Consider the following 19,339-nt stretch of genomic DNA (forward strand, 5'->3'; position numbering starts at 1 on the left):
ACGGCTTTCCACGAACCGAGGCCAGCCATGAACCTGCTGCATGTCGACTCCAGCGCGCTCGGCGCGCATTCCGTCTCGCGCGAACTGGGTGCGGCCCTGGTCGACGCCTGGAAGCGCCGCAATCCGGGCGCGCCGGTCGTATACCGCGATCTCGCCGCGCAGCCGCTGCCGCACTGGGTGCCGGTCGCCGACGCGAACGACCCGGCCGTGCGCGCCAACGACGAGGTGCTGCAGGAGTTTCTCGCCGCCGACACCGTGGTGATCGGCGCGCCGATGTACAACTTCGGCATCCCCAGCTCGCTGAAGGCCTGGATCGACCGCATCGCGATTTCCGGCAAGACCTTCCGCTACTCCGCCGACGGCCCGGAAGGGCTGGCTGGCGGCAAGAAGATCATCGTCGTCTCCTCGCGCGGCGGCGTCTATTCCGGCGCCTCGCCGTCCGCGACGGCCGACTTCCAGGAACCCTACCTGCGCCAGGTGTTCGGCTTCCTGGGCATCACCGACATCGAGTTCGTGCGCGCCGAGGGCGTCAATCTCGGCCCGGAGCAGAAGGCGCAGGCGCTCGCCTCCGCGCGCGAGTCGATCGAGGATTGCGCCCGCATCGCCGCATGAGCGACCGAACCAGCGTTTAGCCCCCGACGGATTCATGGACCGCATCGGCGCCGTGCTTGCTGCATGAGCCTCCATTTTCGCCTTGGAGGCCAAGAGCGAGATGGACTCCCGCTTGCGCGGGAGTGACGCCGGAAGGGTGGGATGCGTCGAACCTCCGCTCGGGGCGAGTCGCTCAGACTCGCAACTCGCTCAAGCTGGCGACTTGCCCAAGTTCGCGACTTGCCCAGCCTCGCGACAACCCGCCCACATCGGCGTCATGCCCGCGTACGCGGGCATCCATTTTCGCTTTGGAGGCTACGGGCAAGATGGATTCCCGCCTCCGCGGGAATGACGACGCGGGAACACATCATCGCGAGCTACGGAGATTTGTCGGACAATTGCCGACCCGACAGAATCCGTCGCCATGTCCGCACCGCCGCTCCCGCCGTTCGAGACGCACCTCGTCGACAATCAGCCGCCGGAATTCGCGCCGCGCGACCTGTGGGCCGACGACGTCGCCCTGCGCGAGGCGCTCGGGCGTGAAGGCGCCGGCGCGTACACCGGGCGCGTCGCGGCCTACGGCAGGCTCGCCGGCGACGAGCTGTACGCGCTGAGTTTCGACGCGCATCGCGACAAGCCGCGGCTGCGCACGCACGACCGCTACGGCCACCGCATCGACACGGTCGAGTTCCATCCCAACTACCACCGCATCCTGCAGGCCGCGGTCGAGCACGGCGTGGCCGGCCTGTCGTGGGCGGAGGCGGCGCCCGGCGCGCACGTCGCGCGCGCGGCGCTGTCCTACCTGCACCATCAGGTCGAACCGGGCACCAGCTGCCCGCTGACGATGACGCACGCCGCCGTGCCGGTGCTGCGTCACGCGCCGGCGCTGCGCGAATGGGCCGACAAGGTCGCCGCCTGCCGCTACGACCCGCGCGACGCCGCGATCGCGGCCAAGCCCGGCGTCATGCTCGGCATGGGCATGACCGAGAAACAGGGCGGCAGCGACGTGCGCGGCAACCGCACGCAGGCGACACCGGGCGCAGGCGCGGGCGAGTACACGCTGGTCGGGCACAAGTGGTTCTTCTCGGCACCGATGTGCGACGGCTTCCTCGTGCTGGCGCAGGCACCGGGCGGACTGAGCTGCTTCCTGCTGCCGCGGCGCCTGCCGGACGGCACCAGGAACGCGTTCCGCCTGATGCGGCTGAAGGACAAGCTCGGCGACTGGAGCAACGCCTCCAGCGAGGTCGAGTTCACCGGCGCGACCGCCTGGCTGGTCGGCGCGGAAGGACGCGGCATCGCGACGATCCTCGAGATGGTCATGCTGACGCGGCTGGACTGCATGCTCGGCTCGGCCGCGCAGATGCGCATGGCGCTGGCGCACGCGCTGCACCACGCCGCGCATCGCCACGCGTTCGGCCGGCGCCTGCTCGACCAGCCGCTGATGCGCAACGTGCTGACCGACCTCGCGCTCGAATCGGAAGCCGCGCTGGCACTGGCGATGCGCGTGGCGCGCGCGGTGGACGCGTCGCCGCGTGACGCGCGCGAAGGCGCGCTGGCGCGCGTCGCCACCGCGATCGGCAAATACTGGGTGTGCAAGCGCGCGCCGGCCTTCGTCAACGAGGCGCAGGAATGCCTCGGCGGCGCCGGCTACGTCGAGGAATCGATCCTGCCGCGGCTGTACCGCCAAGCGCCGCTGAACTCGATCTGGGAAGGCTCGGGCAACATCCAGTGTCTGGACGTGCTGCGTGCGCTGTCGCGCGAACCGGAATGCGGCGCGGCGCTGCTCGCCGAACTGGACGAAGCGCGCGGCCTCGACGCCGCCTACGACGCCGCGCTGCCCGCGCTGAAAGAGGCGCTGTCGCCGCAGAAGATCGAGGAAGCCGACGCGCGCCGGCTGACCGAGCGCCTCGCGCTGGCCCTGCAGGCCGCCGTGCTGCTGCGCGCCGGCAGCCCGGCCGCGCCGGCGTTCTGCCGCAGCCGTCTGCGCGGCGAACACGGGCTCGGCTTCGGCACCCTGCCCGCCGCGCTGGTCGACGAAGCGCTGATTGCCCGGGCGCTGTAGGCGACGGTCCGCACCGCATGAACTTCTCATCCTCGATGCTCCGGATCTCGGGGCGTCGATGAGAATGCCAAGCTCGAACATCAACCCCGCTTCTGCAACCCTCCAACGGAACGACCCATGCAGCATCTGACCATCGTCACCACCGGCGGCACGATCGACAAGATCTACTTCGACGACAAGTCCACCTTCCAGATCGGTGCACCGCAGATCGGCGAAATCCTGCAGCAGCTCGGCGTCGCCTTCAGCTTCGAGGTGGTGCCGGTGCTGCGCAAGGACAGCCTGCATCTGGACGACGCCGACCGCGCCGCGGTCCGTGCCGCGATCGAACAGCAGACGCACCGCCACATCCTGATCACGCACGGCACCGACACGATGGTCGAGACCGCGCGCGCGCTGGCCGGCCTCGCCGGCAAGGTCATCGTGCTCACCGGCGCGCTCAACCCGGCGCTGTTCAAGGGCTCGGACGCGGTGTTCAACATCGGCTGCGCGGTCGGCGCGGTGCAGACGCTGCCCGATGGCGTCTACATCGCAATGAACGGGCGCATCTGGGACCCGGCACGCGTGCGCAAGAACGTCGAGGCGAACCGCTTCGAAAGCCTGTAGCGGCCTTTCGAAAAGTGCGGCCAGGCCTGGCCGCGGGTGGATGGCGCGAAGGCTCCGCCCGGCCAAGGTTCAACGACTCGCGCGGTGCCACGATCGAGGGCGATCAAAAAAAACGGCGGCCGGATCGCTCCGGCCGCCGTCGTTTCATCGCGTCCTGCGATGGCTTGCCGTCAAGGCGTGTAGCTCGGCGTCAGGGTGACGCCGGAGAACGTCGTGTAGGCGCGCACGCCGACGTAGTACGTCCCGGGCGTCGGCGCGGTCCACGAGCAGGTCTCGTTGTTGCCGGTCAGGTACGGACGGCAGGTGTAGCTCGAGGTCGACGGGGCGCCGCCGAGGCGGACGTACAGGTCCGCATCGCCCGTGCCGCCGCTGATCTTGATCGACAGGTTGCTCGCGCCGGAGGGCACCACCAGCGTGTAGGTCGGCGTCCAGTTGCCGCTGGTCGCGGACAGGCCGGTGACCGGCACGCCGTTGGTCAGCGCGGTGCCGCCACCGCCGCCGGCGGTGTAGCTGCCGGTCAGGCTGAGGCCGCTGAACGTCGAGTACGCGTTCACCAGCACGTAGTAGGTGCCGGCCTGGGCCGTGGTGATGCTGCACGTCTCGCTGTTGCCCGAGTTCCACGAGCGGCAGTCGTAGCTCGCGGTGGTCGGTGCGGAACCGAACTTCACGTACAGGTCGCCGTCGCCGCTGCCGCCGGAGGTGACGAACTTCAGGTTCGTCGCGCCGGCCGGCACGCTCAGCGTGTAGGTCAGCGAATTGCCGGTCGTCGCGGTCAGGCCGGTGACGGCCACGCCGTTCTGCAGCACGTTGCCGCCACCGCCGCTGGAGACCGTCACCGACTGCGTCTTGGTGTTGGTCAGGCCGCCATTGTCGGTCACCGTCAGCGCGACGCTGTAGGTGCCGGCCGCGCCGTAGGTGTGGCTGGGGCTGGTCGCGGTCGAGGTGCCGCCGTCGCCGAAGTTCCACGAACGCGAGCTGATGCTGCCGTCGCTGTCGGTCGAGGAATCGGTGAAGTTCGCGGTCAGGCCGCTGGTCGTGAAGCTGAAGTTCGCGACCGGAGCGGCGTTGGAGCCGCCGCCGCTGACGGCGTCGAGCGTCTTCTTGGCGTCGATGATGCCGGCGCCGCAACCGCCCGAGCAGCTGCCCGGCAGCGGACGCGCGTTGGCGGTGATGTAGTTCTTCACCTGGTCCGGCGTCAGCGAGCCGTTCTTCGACAGCACCGCCGCCGCCAGCGCCGCCACGTGCGGCGAGGCCATCGAGGTGCCGGCGTAGTAGGCGTAGGTCTCGCTGCCCTGCGTCGTGGTACCGGAGTTCAGCGTGGACAGGATGTCCGCGGTGCCGCCGGTGCCCGCGCCGCCCGGCGCCGACACGACGATCGTGCTGCCGTAGTTGGAGTACGACGCGCGCGAACCGGCCTTGGTCGTGGCCGCAACCGAGATCACGCCGCTGCAGTTCGCCGGCGAGGAGTTGGTCACGTTCTGGTTCTCGTTGCCGGCCGCGACCACGAACACCGAACCATTCGTGCGCGCGGTGTTGATCGCCGCCTGGAACGAACCGCAGGCGCCGCCGCCGCCGAGGCTGAGGTTGAGCACGCGCGCCGGATTCGCGTTCGCCGGGATGCCGCTGACCGAGCCGCCCGACGCCCACACGATCGCGTCGACGATGTCGGACACCGAACCGCCGCACTTGCCGAGCACGCGCACCGGCACGACCTTCGCGCCGTAGGCCATGCTGGCCACGCCCTTCGCATTGTTGGTCAGCGCGGCCACCGTGCCGGTCACGTGCGTGCCGTGCCAGCTCGAATCCGCGGCCGGATACGGAGAGCACTCGGTGCTGTTGTTCCAGTCGCCTTCGTCGTTCGGGTTCGAGTCGCGGCCGTTGCCGTCGCGCGCCGTCGCCGAGCTGCTGATGAAGTCGTAGCCGCCGACGATCTGCCCGGTCAGGTCGCTGTGCGGCGTGATGCCGGTGTCGATCACGGCGACGTTGATGCCGCTGCCGGTCGAAACGTCCCACGCGGCCGGCTGGTTCACGCCGCCGGTCGGATCGGTCAGGTCCCACTGGCTGCCGTAGTTGGTGTCGTTGGGGCTCAGCACCGCACGCATGACGCGGTCCGGCTCGACGTATTCGACCGACGGGTTCTTCGCGAACGCGACCATCACCTGGCGCGCGTTCTCCGCGTACGAGGCGAAGCGCTGCTTGTCACCCTTCACGGTGACGAGGTCGGCGCCGGTGGCCAGCACGCGCACGTGCTCGACCTGCAGGCCGGTCTCCGCCGCGACGCGGTCGAAGTCCGACTGCTTGGCGGCCTGCTGCAGGCGCGGCGCGCTGCCTTGCGCGTAGGTCACGATGTAGCTCTGGTACAGCACCTGCTCGGAAGCCGCGGCGAAGTTCGCGCGGTCCGCGTAGGTCTGCAGATCGGCCGCACTCACGATACCGGCGGCCTGGGCTGCCGAAAAATAGCCGGCAGCGAGAATGGCGCCCGCGAGCACGGAGCGCCGCATACGACTGTGCGAAAGGGTCATCACTGGTTGTATCCCCAAGCGTTGGAGTGGACGAAGCCGCCGTACGAGCACGACGGCCGTTCTGCGAATTCCTTCCGCCCCGCGGTCGCGTCCACCTCGGCTTCGGTCTTCCTCTCACAGTCCGCCGCCAGGCTTTGCTGCGACGGTGTCGCGCATCGCTGCCCGACACCGCGGTACCGGCGCTCCGCAATCCACACAGCCGCGGGGCGCGGCCCGACGCTAGCACCGTACCCGGCCGTATGCCATGAACGGCCGCACATAAATGACGAATGGCATTTGCAAAATCTGAACAAATCAGATCGGCGGGAAACCCGCCCGGCGGCCTTCCGGCGAGGCGCCCTTCAGCGGTCCGCGAGCGTACGCACCGGCCTGGGCCGGCGCAGCCACAGCACGAACGTGAGCAGCAGCAGGCCCGGCGGGGCCCAGTACATCGTCTTGATCCAGCGGTGCTGGTTGTTCCAGGCCGGTCCCAGGACCAGGTCCATCGCGACCGTCTTGTCCTCGCCGATGCGGTCGAAGCTTTCGGACAGGGCCGCGGTCAGGCGCGAACGGCCCAGGCTCTGCAGGAGCGGCACCGCCTCGTCGAGCGGCGCGCCGAGCGCGATGTAGGTGGCCGCCAGCGGTGCTTCGCGGCGCGCCGATCCGGCGATCGACGCACCGACCTCGTCCAGCACCGGCACGGCGCCCCACACGACGAGGTCGTAGAGCAGCGCGATCAGAAACAGCGACAGCGAGAACAGGTGCAGACGGCGTCTCATGAGCCCTCCCCGATCCGCCCATGCTAGAACGAAACGCGCCCGCCGGAATGACGGCGCGTTCTCGTTCGGCGCGTGCTCAGTACATCATGCCGGTTTCCAGCCGCGCGGCTTCCGACATCATGGTCTGGTTCCACGGCGGGTCGAACACCAGGTCGACGTCGGCCTCGGCCACCGTCGGGATCATCTCCAGCTTGGTGCGCACGTCGTCGACGAGGATGTCGCCCATGCCGCAGCCGGGCGCGGTCAGGGTCATGCGCACGTTGACCTTGCGGCGGCCGTCGTCCAGGCGCTCCAGGTCGCAGTCGTAGACCAGGCCCAGCTCGACGATGTTGATCGGGATTTCCGGATCGAAGCAGGTGCGCAGCTGCTGCCACACCAGTTTCTCGACCTCGGCGTCGCCGGCGTCCTCCGGCAGCTCCAGCGCGGCCGGCGGCTCCTTGCCGAGCGCGTCCGCGTCGGAGCCCTGGATGCGGAACAGGTTGCCGTCGACGTACACGGTGAAGCTGCCGCCGAGCGCCTGCGTGATGTAGCCGACCTGTCCGGCGGGCAGGGTCACGGCCTCGCCCTGCGGCACCATCACGGCGGCGCAGTCGCGCTCGAGGCGGATCGGTTCGGATGTCTGGCTGTAACCCATGGTTCTCCGTGGTCGGCCGCGGTGCGCAATCGGCCGCGCATTATGCCGGCGGCGGCAGGCCGGCGCTCAGGCTTCTTCGAAATCGGGGCGACCGCGGGCCGCTTCAATGCGCCGTCGTTCAGCGCAGGCCGATTTCCTGCAGGCACTTGCCGAACAGCTTCATCGCCGCCTCGATGTCGGCCGGCGGCAGGCTGGCGTAGCCGAGCACCAGGCCCGGGCGCGCCGGTGGCTTCATGCAGTACGGCGCCACCGTGTACAGGCCCAGGCCGCGCTCGCGCGCGTGTGCGACCAGGCGCTCGCAGTCGCCGTGGTTGGCGCGCGTCAGCCACGCGGTCAGGTGCATGCCGGCATTGGAGTCGACGACCTCGACGGTGTCGCCGGCGTGCTTCGCCAGCCCGTTCAGCATCGCCGCGCGGCGCGCCCGCAGCGCCAGCGCGGCGCGGCGCAGGTGGCGCTCGAAGCCGCCGCTGCTCATCAGGTGCGCGAGCGCGGCCTGCTCGAGCGAGTTGTTGCCGCGGTCCTCCAGCCACTTGGCCGCGACGAAGGCGTCGCGCAACGCCGCCGGCAGCACCATGTAGCCGAGCCGCAGCGCCGGAAACAGCGCCTTGGAGAAGCTGCCGATGTAGATCACGCGGCCGTCGCGGTCGAGCGACTTCAGCGCCGCGAGCGGGCGGCCGCCGTAGCGGAACTCGCCGTCGTAGTCGTCCTCGATCAGCCACGCGCGCTGCGCGGCGGCCCAGTCGAGCAGCTCGACGCGACGCGCGAGCGGCAGCAGCGCGCCGGTCGGGAACTGATGCGAAGGCGTCACCACCGCCAGCCGCGCGCTCGCCGGCAGCGCCGCCGGCACCAGACCGTCGGCGTCGACGCGGCAGCCGCGCGCGTGCGCGCCGTGCGTGGTGAAGGCCTGGCGCGCGCCGCGGTAGTGCGGGTCCTCCAGCACCACGGCGTCGCCGGGCTCGAGCAGCACGCGCGCGGCCAGCGAGAACGCCTGCTGCGTGCCGGACACGATCAGCACGTCCTCGGCGGCGGTCGGCACGCCGCGCCGGCGCGACAGGTAGTCGCAGATCTGCTCGCGCAGCGCAGGCAGGCCCTGCGCGTCGGGATAGTCGAACTCGGCGTGCTCGGCGGCGCGACTGACCTCGCGCCGCCAGACGCTGGCCAGCAGCGGATTCACCAGCGGCAGGCCGTACTGCAGGTTGTAGCGCAGGTCCAGATGCTGGCGGCCGGGAATGCGCCGACCGTCGGTGTGCGTCAGCGCGCGGCGCGCGAACGCCGACAGCGGTGCGATCAGCACGTTGGAGGCACGCCGCGGCGGCGCGGCGCTGCCGACGTTGGCGACGAAGCTGCCCGAACCCACGCGCCCGAGCAGGAAGCCCTCCGCCTGCAGCTGTTCGTAGGCGGCGAGCACGGTGTTGCGCGAGAGATCGAGTTCGCGCGCGAGCGAGCGGCTCGCCGGCAGGCGCGCGCCGGCGGCGATGCGCCCGTCGAGGATCGCGCCCTTCAGCGCGCGGATGAGCTGTGCGTAGCGGGCGCCCTGGCCGTCCAGGTCGAGGTACATGATTGGCCCCATCGATGAGCGGGATCTTGGAACTACATGGTACCAATAAGCGGAGCTACGGTAGGCCACCTTCCGCCACGGAACGCCCATGCCGATCCGCATCGACCTTCGCCGGGCCGTCGAACGCCCTGCTCCCTCCGGCCTCAACCTCGGGATGGCTGCGCATGCAGGCTGAAACCGCGATGCGCACGCCAGCCCGCCACCGCGTCCAGCGCACCAGGCAGCGCGCCAGCTACGAGCGCGAGGCGATCCACGCGATCCTCGACGCCGGCATGCTCGCGCACGTCGGCTTCTGCATCGACGCGCAGCCTTTCGTCATCCCGATGCTGTACGCGCGCGACGGCGACGCCGTGCTGCTGCACGGCTCGATCGCCAGCCGGCTGATGCACCGGCTCGGCGAAGGCATCCCCGCCTGCCTGAGCGTGACACACGTGGACGGGCTCGTGCTCGCGCGCTCGCACTTCCATCACTCGGTCAACTACCGCTCGGTGGTCGCGTTCGGCCGCGCCACGCTCGTCGAGGACCCCGTGCACAAGGCCGCTGCGCTGGCGCACTTCGTCGACGCGCTGATCCCCGGCCGCGCCGCCGAGTCGCGCCCCGCCGACCGCAACGAACTCGCCGCGACGCGCGTGCTGCGCCTGGAGATCGAGGACGCCAGCGCGAAGGTACGCGACGGCGGTGTGAAGGAGGATGCGGCCGATCTCGCCCTGCCGTACTGGGCCGGCGTGGTGCCGATCCGCACGCAGCACGCCGCGGCCCAGCCGGATGCATCGGCGGGCGACATGGGCCTGCCCGCCTCGGTGCTCGCCCTGCTCGCGCAAGGAGCACGCGCATGAGCCGCCATCCGCACACGAAAACAACCGACGTAGCGGCGCTGCGCATCGTCGACGTCAACGACGCGTCGGGATCGGTGCGCGAGCCCGAATGGCTGGCGAAATCCGAAGCGGTCCACCGGCAGCTGCGCCCGCATCTGCCGTCCGACTACGAAGGCAAGATGCTTCGCGTGTTCGCCGGCGGCGGCCGCCTGTGCGCCGCCGTGCGCGACGGCGTGGTCGTCGGCGTCGCGGTGTACCGCATCCACGAGAACACGTTCGACGGCAAGCACATGTACGTCGACGACCTCGTCACTGACGAGGCGCGGCGATCGGAAGGCGTCGGCGAGATCTTGCTCGACCACCTGCAGAAACTCGCACGCGACGCGGGCTGCCAGGCGTTCACGCTCGACTCCGGCACGCAGCGCCAGCGCGCGCACCGCTTCTACTTCCGCCACGGCCTGACCATCGTCGGCTTCCACTTTTCCAGGCCGATGTCCGAACGTTAGCCACGTGCGGAAATCCCACATCGACGAGGCCATCCGATGAAGCTGGATTCCGCCGACAAGGCCGAACGCTTCGCCGCCCTGCACGGGCAGCCGCGCGCCTTCGTCATCGCCAACGCCTGGGACGCCGGTTCCGCGCGCCTGCTCGCCGGACTGGGTTTCGACGCGCTGGCAACCTCGAGCGGCGCCAGCGCCGCGGTGCTCGGCCGCCGCGACGGCCGCATCACGCGCGAGGATTCGCTGGCGCTGGTACGCGCCGTCGTCGAGGCGACCGCACTGCCGGTGTCGGCTGACCTGGAGAACGGTTTCGGCCCGTCCACGCAGACCGTCACCGAGACGATCCGCATGGCGGCCGAAGCCGGGCTCGTCGGCGGCTCGATCGAGGACTTCAGCGGCGACAAGGAACAGCCGATCTACGACCTCGGCCACGCGGCAGAGCGCATCGCGGCCGCTGCCGAGGCCGCCCGCGCGCTGCCGTTCCGCTTCACGCTGACCGCGCGCGCCGAGAACTTCCTGCACGGCCGCGCCGATCTGGACGACACCATCCGCCGCCTGCAGGCCTACGAGCGCGCCGGCGCCGACGTGCTGTTCGCGCCGGGCCTGCCGGATCTGCCATCCGTGCGCGCGGTCTGCGCCGCGCTGTCCCGGCCGGTGAACTTCATGGCCGGCATCCGCGGCCGCTCGTTCGACCTCGCCGCACTGGAGGCTGCCGGCGTGCGGCGCGTGAGCCTGGCGACCTCGCTCTACCGCGCCGCGATGACTGGCCTGCTCGAAGCGGCGCGCGAGGTGCGCGAGAACGGCCGCTTCGGCTATCTCGACCGCAGCCTCACGACGGCGGAACTGAACGCGTTCCTGCGCGAGGAGCGCTGACGCGCCGCGACGCACGACGAATCCGCGGCGCGCCGCTATCATCGGTCGTTTCGCGCCAGGGGTCGGCGCCGGATCGACACGATGAATGCAGCATCCGCCACGCCACGCCTGTTCGGCCTCGCCGTCGCCCTGATGTACGCCCTGGCGGGCGGAGCGATCTGGTGCCTGCTCTCGCTGTACTCGCGCGGCGATCTGGCCGGCTTCTCGTTCCTCGTCGCGCTGGCCGTGGTCTGGCAGCTGCGCGGCAACGGCTACGCCGGCCGCTGGTCCGGCGCGCTGATCGCCGCGTTCTGCGTGGCGCTGGCGTCGGCGTACTCGTTCTACCTGCAGGCCGTCGCGCAGGTCGCGGCGATGCTCGGCCTGCCGATGCGCGCGGCGCTGCTGCAGATGGAGCCGGGCATGGCGCTGGCGATCGCGCGGGCGAACTTCAGCGGCTGGAGCGCCGTCGTGGTGATCCTCGCCGTGCTCTTCGCCGCCGGCGCCACCGGGTTCACGCCGGCGCGCGACCGCGCCGCGTAGGCCGCACGCGACGGGTCGAGTCCACGGCCGCCCGGCGCAGTCCGGCGAACGCCGCCGCATCCGCCTCGAAACACGCGAGCAGCCACTGCGCGACGGCGGCGACACCAGCCTGCCGGCGCGCCTCGCGATGACTGAGCATCCACAACGGCCGTTCGAGCAGCGGTTCGCGCCCGCCGAGCCGGCGCAGACCCGGCAATGCGTCGCCGACGAAGCACGGCAGGATGCCGCGGCCGACACCGCCGGCGATCGCGCCGGCCAGGCTGTGCGGGCTGTTCGAGCGGAAGCGGATGCGGCCGCCCTCGCGATGCCGTTCGAGCCAGTGCATTTCCGGCGTGTGCGCGAGATCGTCCTGGTAGGCGACCCAGCAGCCTTCGGCGCGGCGCGCGGCGTCGGGATCGGCGCTCTCGTACAGGGCGTGACCGCAGTCGACGAGCTTGCGGATCAGAAAGTCGCCGCTGTCCGGACGCGCGAGGCGGATCGCGATGTCCGCCTCGCGGCGCGAGATGCTCAGGTTCTCGTTGCTGGCGATCAGCTCGATCTCCAGGGCCGGATGGCGCTCGTACAGCGGCGCCAGCCGCGGCGTCAGGTAGTCGATCGCGATGGACGCGACCGAGGTGACGCGCACGAGCCCGGCGACGTCGCCGCGGCCGCTTGCGGCGACGCGCTGGATGCCGGCCACGCTTTCCTCGATGCCCTGCGCGCGCTCGAGCACGCGCGCGCCGACCGCGGTCGCGATCCAGCGCCCCTCGATGCGCTCGAACAAGGTCGCGCCGAGCCGCCGTTCCAGCGCGCGCAGGCGGCGCGCGACCGTGGTCTGGTCCACGCGCAGGCGGCGCGAGGCGGCGGCCAGCGAACCGCCGCGGCCGATCTCGACCAGAAAACGCAAGTCGTCCCACTGCATGATCGGCTCCTTCGGTGCCCTGCATTCTTGCAGGTTCGACCTGCGCGTTCGTGAATTCACGCAGGCCTCGGCGGCGGCTAGCCTGCGCTTCCCGACCCGATCTCCGAAGGAGTGCCCATGTCCCGTCCCGTCACCCTGCGCGACCTTTCCGGCCAGTCCGCCGCGCCGGCGCCGCTGTCCGAAACCGCACTGATCCTCGTCGATGCGCAGAACACCTATCGCGAGGGCGTGATGGCGCTCGACGGCGTCGAGGCCGCCCTGCAGCGCTGCGCCGAGCTGCTCGAGCGCGCGCGCCGCGCGAACGTACCGGTGATCCACATCCAGCACGATTCCGGCCCCGGCACGCCCTACGACATCCGCGCGCGCATCGGCGCGATCGCCGGCGAAGTCGCGCCACGCGCCGGCGAGCCGGTCGTGGTGAAGAACTTCCCGAACTCCTTCGTCGGCACCGACCTCGATGCACGCCTGAAGGCAGCTGGTCGGCAGCAGCTCATCGTCGCCGGCTTCATGACGCACATGTGCATCAACTCGACCGCGCGCGGCGCGTTCAACCTCGGCTACGGGGTGACCGTCGCCGGCGACACCACCGCCACGCGCGCATTGCCGGGCGCCGACGGCGGCATCGTCGCCGCGAACCTCGTGCAGGCGGCGGCGCTGGCGGCGCTCGGCGACCTGTTCGCAGTGGTCGTGCCGCAGGCCTCGGACATTCCCGACTGAAGCTCAGGGACGGATCGTGATCGGCGTGCCGACGTCGATCGAGCCGTACAGCTCCTTCATGTCGGCGTCGTCGAGCGCGATGCAGCCCCAGGTCCAGTCCGATCCCGAACCCCTGCCGTGCACGAAGATGTCGCCGCCGAGCGCCGTGTCCGCCGGCGGCGGCCGATGCGCGTCGATCGCGCGCACGATACGGTCGCGCTGCGTCTTCGTGATGCGCTTTTCGCGCAGGCCGCGCTCGGCGTCGTCCGCATTCGGATAACTGACGCCGAGCGACAGGTAGAACTGGCTGCGCGGATTCCTGTGCGAGATGAAGTAGCGCCCTTCCGGCGTCGCGCGATCGCCCTGCCGGCGCTTGGGCGGGACCGGATTGCTGCCCAGGCCGATGCGATAGGTCTTGCGCAGCGCATCACCGGAATACACGCGCAGCTCGCGCCCGGCCTTGAACACCTCGATGCGTGCGTCGGCGATCGGTGCGGCGGCCCGCACGCCGCCGGCGAACACGGCGCAGCCCGCCGCGACGGCGAGCAGGAGCGTCCGCGGCGCGAAGCCGTACACGCGCCGCTCAGTGTCCGCCGCCGCCCTCGATCGCCTTCAGCTCGGCGATCAGCTGGTTCGCCGCTTCCTTGCCGTCGGCGTACAGCATGCGCGTGTTGTCGGCGTAGAACAGCGCGTTCTCGATGCCGGCGAAGCCGGTGCCCTTGCCGCGCTTGATGACGATGGTCTGCCGCGAGTCGACCACGTCGAGGATCGGCATGCCGAAGATCGGCGAGGACTTGTCGGTCTTGGCGGCCGGGTTCACCACGTCGTTCGCGCCGATCACGATGGCGACGTCGCAGGTCTTGAACTCGGGATTGATGTCGTCCATGTCGGCGATCAGGTCGTACGGCACGCCGGCTTCGGCGAGCAGCACGTTCATGTGGCCGGGCATGCGCCCGGCGACCGGGTGGATCGCGAACTTCACTTCCTTGCCGGCCTTGATCAGCGCCTGCGACAGCTCCCAGATCTTGTGCTGCGCCTGCGCCACGGCCATGCCGTAGCCCGGCACGATGATGACCTTCTCGGCCATGTACAGCAGCGAGGCGGCGTCGGCGGCCTCGATCGGCTTCTGCGCGCCGGCGATCGCCGCGCCTTCGCCGCCGCCGCCGAAGTTGGAGAACAGCACGTTGCTGATCGGCCGGTTCATCGCCTTGGCCATCAGCTGGGTCAGGAAGGTGCCCGCCGCGCCGACCACCATGCCGGCGACGATCAGCGCCTCGATGCCCATCGCATAGCCTTCGAACGCGACCGCCAGACCCGTGAACGCGTTGTACAGCGAGATCACCACCGGCATGTCGGCGCCGCCGATCGGCAGGGTCATCAGCACGCCGAAGGCCAGCGCGAGCAGGAAGAACACGACGACCAGGCTCGCGTCGAGCTTCCAGAACACCAGCGCGAGCCCGGCCAGCACCGCCGCCGCGAAGACGAGGAAGTTGACCGCCTGCTGGCCGCCGAAGGTGAAGCGCTTGTCCATGCGGCCGTCGAGCTTGGCCCAGGCGATGATCGAGCCGGTCATCGAGATCGCGCCGATCAGCGCACCGGTCACGGCCAGCAGCAGCGTCGCCAGCGGCGGCGCGATGCCGGCCTGGGTGAACTTGAGCAGCTCGCCGGCGCCGATCGCCGCGGCCGAGCCGCCGCCCATGCCGTTGAACAGCGCGACCATCTGCGGCATGTCGGTCATCGCGACCTTCTTGCCCCACAGCCAGGTCGGGATCACGCCGAGCGCGATCGCGGCGACGATGTAGCCGAGGTTGTGGCCGCGCGTGATCGCGAACGTCGCCAGGGTCGCGATAACCATGCCGACGCCGGCCCAGACGATGCCCTTGCGCGCGGTGACCGGCGAGGACATGCGCTTGATGCCGAGGATGAACAGCACCGCGGCTAGGAAGTAGCTGGCCTTGGCGAGCCAGACGAGCGTGGTCTGCAGGTCCATCGCGCTCATCCCTTCTTCTCGCCCTTGCTCGACTTGAACATCTCGAGCATGCGTTCGGTGACGACGTAGCCGCCGGCCGCGTTGCCGGCGCCGAGCACGACGCCGATGAAACCGATCGCGATCGCCAGCGGCGACTCGGCGTGCGCCAGCGCGATCATCGCGCCGACCAGCACGATGCCGTGCACGAAGTTCGAGCCCGACATCAGCGGCGTGTGCAGGATCACCGGCACGCGGCCAATGATTTCCTTGCCGGTGAAGGCGGCGAGCATGAAGATGTACAGCGCGAGGAATCCGTCGATCATGGCGTCACCTGCATCGAAAGGCACTCAAAGATTGAAACACGAAGGGCACGAAGGGCACGAAGAAATCAAAGGACCAGTCGCCGGATTCCCTTCTTCAGCATTCCGCTGTTGAAATTCATCAGCAACCCGATCTTCCGGCCCGACAACTTCAAATACGTCAGCAGCTGCGACTCGTGGATCGGAAGCAGAGTGTCGACCGCTTTCAGCTCCACAATCAGCTCTCTCTCGATCAACATATCGACGCGGAAGCCGCAATCGATGTCGATCTCCTTGTATCGAACTCTCATCGGCCGTTCGACTTCGACCTGGATTCCCGAACTGACGAGCTCGTAAGCAAGGCATCGCTGATACACCGACTCGAGTAAACCCGGCCCGAGCTGCCGATGCACTTCCAGCGCACACCCAATCACCCGATTGGACAAATCGTCGAACTCGATTCCCACCTTCGATCCAGATCTTCCTTCGTGTTCTTCGTGTTCTTCGTGTTTCAATCTTTCGGCGTCAAGCCCCGTCTACCAGCGCCTTGGTCGGTTCGTGCCGGATCTCGCCCGCGTGCGTCAGGCACGTCTTGGCGATCAGCTCGTCGTCCCAGTCGAGCGTCACCGCGCCGTCCTTGAGCGACAGCTCGAGAAAGTTGAACAGGTTGCGCGCGTACATCTCGCTCGCATGCACCGGCGCCGATGCCGGCAGGTTGGTCGTGCCGATCACGCTGACGCCGTTCGCGCTGACCACCGTCCTGCCGGCCTCGGTGATCTCGACGTTGCCGCCGGTCTCGGCGGCGATGTCGACGATGACGGCGCCCGGCTTCATGCCGGCGACCATCGCCGCGCTGATGATGCGCGGCGCCTTGCGGCCCGGCACCGCGGCGGTGGTCACGACCACGTCGAAGGCCTTCAGCTGCTCGGCCAGCGCATGCTGCTGCTGGTCGCGTTCTTCCTGGGTCAGCTCGCGCGCGTAGCCGCCGCTGCCGGCGGCGCTGACGCCGAGGTCGAGGAATTTCGCGCCGAGCGATTCGATCTGCTCCTTGGTTTCCGGACGCACGTCGAAGCCTTCGACCTGCGCGCCCAGGCGCCTGGCCGTGGCGATCGCCTGCAGGCCGGCGACGCCGGCGCCGACGATGAGCACCTTGCTCGGCCGGATCGTGCCGGCGGCCGTGGTCAGCATCGGAAAGAACTTCGGCGCCGCCTCGGCCGCGATCAGCACGGCCTTGTAGCCGGCGACGGCGGCCTGTGAGGACAGCACGTCCATCGCCTGCGCGCGCGTCGTGCGCGGCAGCAGCTCCATCGCGAATGCAGTGATCCTGCGGTCGCGCAGCGCCCGGATGCGCTCAGGAGCCAGATGCGGCTGCAGGTGGCCGATCACGATCGCCCCTTCCGGCAGCTGCGCGATTTCCTCCAGCGACGGCGGCTGCACCTTGAGCAGCACGTTCGCCTGCGCGAGCGCGGCGGGCGCGGCGGCGAATTCGACGTCGGCGTAGGCGGAATCGGGAAAGGAAGCGGAAGCGCCGGCGCCGTCCTGCAGTACGATGCGGGCGCCGCGCGCGCGCAGCTTCTTGGCGACTTCGGGCGTGAGCGCGACGCGGCGCTCGCCGGGAACGGTCTCGCGCAACGCCACGATCGTCGTCGCCATGCCTGCCTCTCGCACCCCAGGAGGGTTTCGATCCTAGCCTAGTTCGCGGGCGCGTGGCGAGCGCGCGCGGACGATGCTTGAACGCGGCGCGCGCGGCCATCACGTGAAGGAAGCGTCCGCTATGCTCCGGCGCACTTCCCACGACTTCCGGAATGCCCTCTTGTCCGCACTCGACGTACTCAACCAGCGCCGTTCCGTGCCGTCGCGCCAGCTCGGCGAACCCGGCCCCGACGCCGCCGAACTCGACGCCCTGTTCGCCGCCGCGGTGCGCGTGCCCGATCACGGCAAGCTCGTGCCGTTCCGCCTGCTCACGATCCGCGGCGAGGCCCGCGCGCGCCTCGGCACCGCGCTGGCCGGGATCCACGCGCGCAACGAGCCCGATGCGCCGCCGGCGGCGCTGCAGAAGGACCGCGAGCGCTATTCGTTCGCGCCGCTGATCGTCGCCGTGATCGCGCGGCTGGAGGCCGATCACCCGAAGGTGCCCGAGCAGGAACAGCTGCTCTCGGCCGGCTGCGTCGCCTACAACCTGCTGCTCGGCGCCCAGGCGCTCGGCTACGGCGCGCAATGGCTGACCGGCTGGGCCGCCTACGACCGCGACGCCGCCGCCCTGCTCGGCCTGGCGCCGAGCGAGCGCCTCGTCGCCTTCGTGCACATCGGCACCAGCCGCGAGCCCGTGCCAGAACGCAACCGTCCGGCGCTGGCGGAAATCGTCGGCGAATGGAGCGCCTGAGCGCGGGCGCGAATCCCATGTGAGCCGTTGCGGTCCGGAAATCCGAATCCTTGGGTTGGCATCCCTTCCAACCCGGCATTTCGGAGAACACCCATGACCGCGATCGGCTCAGCCGCCTACGTTCCTTCCGTCCAGTTCGCCGCGCAGTCCTACGGCGGCCGTGGCGGCCAGCTGTCCGGCGTCGAGCTGGCGCAGGTGTTCTACGAGGCCGGCTTCCGCGGCGAGGACCTGGTCACGATCGTGGCCATCGCCAAGCGCGAGTCCGACGGCGTGCCGACGGCGCACAACGACAACGGGCGCACGCGCGACGATTCCTACGGCCTGACGCAGATCAACATGTACGGCGACAACGGCCGCTGGCTGATGGAGAAATTCGGCCTGACCTCGCCGGAACAGCTGCTCGATCCCGCCGTCAACGCACGCGTCGCGTTCGGCCTGGCCTACCTGTTCGATCCGCCGTTCCGTCCGTGGGGGCCGTACCGCGGCGAATCGCCGACGTTCAACACCGACCTCCCCGAAGCGCGCGCGGCGGTGGCCGAGGCCGAGCGCCAGGGTCTGCTCGGACAGCCGCTGCCCGATGGCGGTGCTTCGGCGCCGAGTCCGGATCCCGCCGCGACGGCGACGACGAACGCGGCGCCGGCCGCGGCCTCGCATCCGGTGCTGCGCATCGGCGCGCGCGGCGAGGAGGTGAAGGACCTGCAGCGCCAGCTGATCGCCACCGGCTTCGATCCCGGTCCGGTCGACGGCTGGTTCGGACCGCGCACCCAAGCCGCGGTGCGCGCGTTCCAGCACAGCCGCGGCATCGCCGTCGACGGCTGGGTCGGCGCGCAGACCTGGGGCAGGCTCGACGCCGTCGGCGGCGGCAGCGCGGCCACCGGCGGACGCCTCGTGCAGGGCGCCTCCGGCCCGGAGGTTGCGGAGCTGCAGCAGAGGCTGCAATCGCTGGGCTACTACCACGGCAACATCGGCGGCAATTTCGGACCGCAGACCGATGCCGCCGTGCGCGCCTTCCAGCGCGATCGCGGCCTGACCGTCGACGGCTGGGCCGGGCCGCAGACGATGGCGGCGTTGCGCGGAACCGCCGCAGGTGCGCAGCCGGTCACGCCCGTCGCGCCCGGGCCGGGCGTTTCGGGACCCTCCGATGCGCGAATGGATGCGGCCCTGAATTTCGGCCTGAGCCAGCTCGGCGCACCGTACGTCGGCGGCGCCAGTCCGTTCCGCTTCGGCGACCCCGGCGACGGGCGGACGTATCAGATGGACGGACAGCGCGCCTACGTTTCGCCCGCCGGGGTGCGCGGGTACGACTGCTCCGGACTGGTCGTCGCGGTGTACCGGCAGCTCGGCATCGACCTGGCCGCACAGGACATCGCCAACACGCGCGACATGGCGAGCAAGCTTCCGGCCGTCTCGCGCGAAGAACTGCGTCCGGGTGACCTTCTGGTGAAGTCCGGCAGCCACGTCGTCATCTATCTCGGCGATCGCGACGGCGACGGCCGAGCGGAAGTCCTCGAGGCGACGCCGCCGACGGTACAGGTCAGCGATGCGAGCCAGTTCCTGGACAACGCAAGCTATGTCGGCCGGCGCGTTCCGGTGGGCTGATCACGCCCGATCCCGCTCTAGGAGTATCCCTAGTTATGCGACTCTCGTCACAGTGCT

Annotated in this window: 20 protein-coding genes; 10 read left to right on the forward strand and 10 right to left on the reverse strand. The window is 70.0% G+C overall.

The features are described 5' to 3' along the window. Positions 1–27: 27 nt before the first annotated feature. The 3 genes from ACFO6Q_RS02385 (at position 28) to ACFO6Q_RS02395 (ending at position 3,256) form a co-directional block, all read left to right on the forward strand. Positions 28–612 (forward strand): FMN-dependent NADH-azoreductase, encoded by a 585-nt coding sequence (locus ACFO6Q_RS02385; protein ID WP_380018898.1) that lies wholly within the window; start codon positions 28–30, stop codon positions 610–612. Between the two features lie 403 nt (positions 613–1,015). Then, the gene (locus ACFO6Q_RS02390; protein WP_380018899.1) at positions 1,016–2,653 is read left to right on the forward strand and encodes an acyl-CoA dehydrogenase family protein; all 1,638 of its coding nucleotides are present in this window, start codon (positions 1,016–1,018) and stop codon (positions 2,651–2,653) included. Positions 2,654–2,770: 117 nt separating this feature from the next. Then, on the forward strand, positions 2,771–3,256 hold the full coding sequence (locus ACFO6Q_RS02395) for an asparaginase domain-containing protein (RefSeq protein ID WP_380018900.1): 486 nt from the start codon (positions 2,771–2,773) through the stop codon (positions 3,254–3,256). A gap of 170 nt (positions 3,257–3,426) precedes the next feature. Here the strand turns inward: ACFO6Q_RS02395 and ACFO6Q_RS02400 are convergent, their stop codons facing one another. The 4 genes from ACFO6Q_RS02400 to pdxR all read right to left on the reverse strand — a co-directional run bounded on the left by ACFO6Q_RS02400 (position 3,427) and on the right by pdxR (position 8,740). Further along, on the reverse strand, positions 3,427–5,685 hold the full coding sequence (locus tag ACFO6Q_RS02400; protein WP_380018901.1) for a S8 family serine peptidase: 2,259 nt from the start codon (positions 5,683–5,685) through the stop codon (positions 3,427–3,429). Between the two features lie 434 nt (positions 5,686–6,119). Beyond that, the gene (locus ACFO6Q_RS02405) at positions 6,120–6,536 is read right to left on the reverse strand and encodes a hypothetical protein (RefSeq protein ID WP_380018902.1); all 417 of its coding nucleotides are present in this window, start codon (positions 6,534–6,536) and stop codon (positions 6,120–6,122) included. A gap of 76 nt (positions 6,537–6,612) precedes the next feature. After that, positions 6,613–7,170, reverse strand: coding sequence for a putative Fe-S cluster assembly protein SufT (gene sufT / locus ACFO6Q_RS02410; protein ID WP_380018903.1), 558 nt, complete (start codon positions 7,168–7,170; stop codon positions 6,613–6,615). Between the two features lie 118 nt (positions 7,171–7,288). Continuing rightward, positions 7,289–8,740 carry a MocR-like pyridoxine biosynthesis transcription factor PdxR gene (gene pdxR / locus ACFO6Q_RS02415; RefSeq protein ID WP_380018905.1) on the reverse strand — a complete coding sequence of 484 codons (1,452 nt, stop codon included), beginning with the start codon at positions 8,738–8,740 and terminating at the stop codon, positions 7,289–7,291. A 170-nt stretch (positions 8,741–8,910) separates the two neighbouring features. On the opposite strand from pdxR, the gene ACFO6Q_RS02420 reads away from it, so the two are divergent. The 4 genes from ACFO6Q_RS02420 (at position 8,911) to ACFO6Q_RS02435 (ending at position 11,435) form a co-directional block, all read left to right on the forward strand. Then, positions 8,911–9,564 (forward strand): pyridoxamine 5'-phosphate oxidase family protein, encoded by a 654-nt coding sequence (locus tag ACFO6Q_RS02420; RefSeq protein WP_380018906.1) that lies wholly within the window; start codon positions 8,911–8,913, stop codon positions 9,562–9,564. Continuing rightward, on the forward strand, positions 9,561–10,049 hold the full coding sequence (locus tag ACFO6Q_RS02425; RefSeq protein WP_380018908.1) for a GNAT family N-acetyltransferase: 489 nt from the start codon (positions 9,561–9,563) through the stop codon (positions 10,047–10,049). The genes ACFO6Q_RS02420 and ACFO6Q_RS02425 overlap by 4 nt, the downstream gene beginning before the upstream one ends. 36 nt (positions 10,050–10,085) lie before the next feature. Further along, on the forward strand, positions 10,086–10,916 hold the full coding sequence (locus tag ACFO6Q_RS02430) for an isocitrate lyase/PEP mutase family protein (protein WP_380018909.1): 831 nt from the start codon (positions 10,086–10,088) through the stop codon (positions 10,914–10,916). Between the two features lie 81 nt (positions 10,917–10,997). Then, positions 10,998–11,435 (forward strand): hypothetical protein, encoded by a 438-nt coding sequence (locus tag ACFO6Q_RS02435; protein ID WP_380018911.1) that lies wholly within the window; start codon positions 10,998–11,000, stop codon positions 11,433–11,435. Here the strand turns inward: ACFO6Q_RS02435 and ACFO6Q_RS02440 are convergent. Then, positions 11,407–12,336, reverse strand: a complete 930-nt coding sequence (locus ACFO6Q_RS02440) for a LysR family transcriptional regulator (protein ID WP_380018912.1) — start codon at positions 12,334–12,336, stop codon at positions 11,407–11,409. The two genes, ACFO6Q_RS02435 and ACFO6Q_RS02440, sit on opposite strands and share 29 nt — an antisense overlap. Positions 12,337–12,453: 117 nt before the next feature. On the opposite strand from ACFO6Q_RS02440, the gene ACFO6Q_RS02445 reads away from it, so the two are divergent. Next, positions 12,454–13,053 carry a cysteine hydrolase family protein gene (locus ACFO6Q_RS02445; protein WP_380018913.1) on the forward strand — a complete coding sequence of 200 codons (600 nt, stop codon included), beginning with the start codon at positions 12,454–12,456 and terminating at the stop codon, positions 13,051–13,053. 3 nt (positions 13,054–13,056) lie between these two features. Here the strand turns inward: ACFO6Q_RS02445 and ACFO6Q_RS02450 are convergent, their stop codons facing one another. The 5 genes from ACFO6Q_RS02450 to ACFO6Q_RS02470 form a co-directional block, all read right to left on the reverse strand. Continuing rightward, entirely contained in the window at positions 13,057–13,608 is a 552-nt protein-coding gene (locus tag ACFO6Q_RS02450) for a L,D-transpeptidase family protein (RefSeq protein WP_380018914.1), read from the reverse strand. A 7-nt stretch (positions 13,609–13,615) separates the two neighbouring features. Beyond that, positions 13,616–15,022, reverse strand: a complete 1,407-nt coding sequence (locus tag ACFO6Q_RS02455; RefSeq protein ID WP_380019291.1) for an NAD(P)(+) transhydrogenase (Re/Si-specific) subunit beta — start codon at positions 15,020–15,022, stop codon at positions 13,616–13,618. Positions 15,023–15,027: 5 nt separating this feature from the next. After that, a complete protein-coding gene (locus ACFO6Q_RS02460; RefSeq protein ID WP_380018916.1) occupies positions 15,028–15,324 on the reverse strand; it encodes an NAD(P) transhydrogenase subunit alpha part 2 in 297 nt (98 codons plus the stop codon). Between the two features lie 65 nt (positions 15,325–15,389). Then, complete coding sequence (locus tag ACFO6Q_RS02465) at positions 15,390–15,767, reverse strand: GxxExxY protein (protein WP_380018918.1); 378 nt, start codon at positions 15,765–15,767, stop codon at positions 15,390–15,392. A 58-nt stretch (positions 15,768–15,825) separates the two neighbouring features. Further along, positions 15,826–16,953, reverse strand: a complete 1,128-nt coding sequence (locus tag ACFO6Q_RS02470; protein WP_380018919.1) for a Re/Si-specific NAD(P)(+) transhydrogenase subunit alpha — start codon at positions 16,951–16,953, stop codon at positions 15,826–15,828. A gap of 121 nt (positions 16,954–17,074) precedes the next feature. Between ACFO6Q_RS02470 and ACFO6Q_RS02475 the strand changes: the two genes are divergently transcribed. Both ACFO6Q_RS02475 and ACFO6Q_RS02480 read left to right on the forward strand, forming a co-directional pair. Further along, positions 17,075–17,683, forward strand: a complete 609-nt coding sequence (locus ACFO6Q_RS02475) for a nitroreductase family protein (RefSeq protein ID WP_380018920.1) — start codon at positions 17,075–17,077, stop codon at positions 17,681–17,683. Between the two features lie 93 nt (positions 17,684–17,776). After that, positions 17,777–19,282, forward strand: a complete 1,506-nt coding sequence (locus ACFO6Q_RS02480) for a peptidoglycan-binding protein (RefSeq protein ID WP_380018921.1) — start codon at positions 17,777–17,779, stop codon at positions 19,280–19,282. Positions 19,283–19,339: the final 57 nt, after the last annotated feature.

Origin of the sequence: Dokdonella ginsengisoli, assembly GCF_042652785.1 — a bacterium.
GTDB classification, from domain to species: domain Bacteria; phylum Pseudomonadota; class Gammaproteobacteria; order Xanthomonadales; family Rhodanobacteraceae; genus Dokdonella_A; species Dokdonella_A ginsengisoli.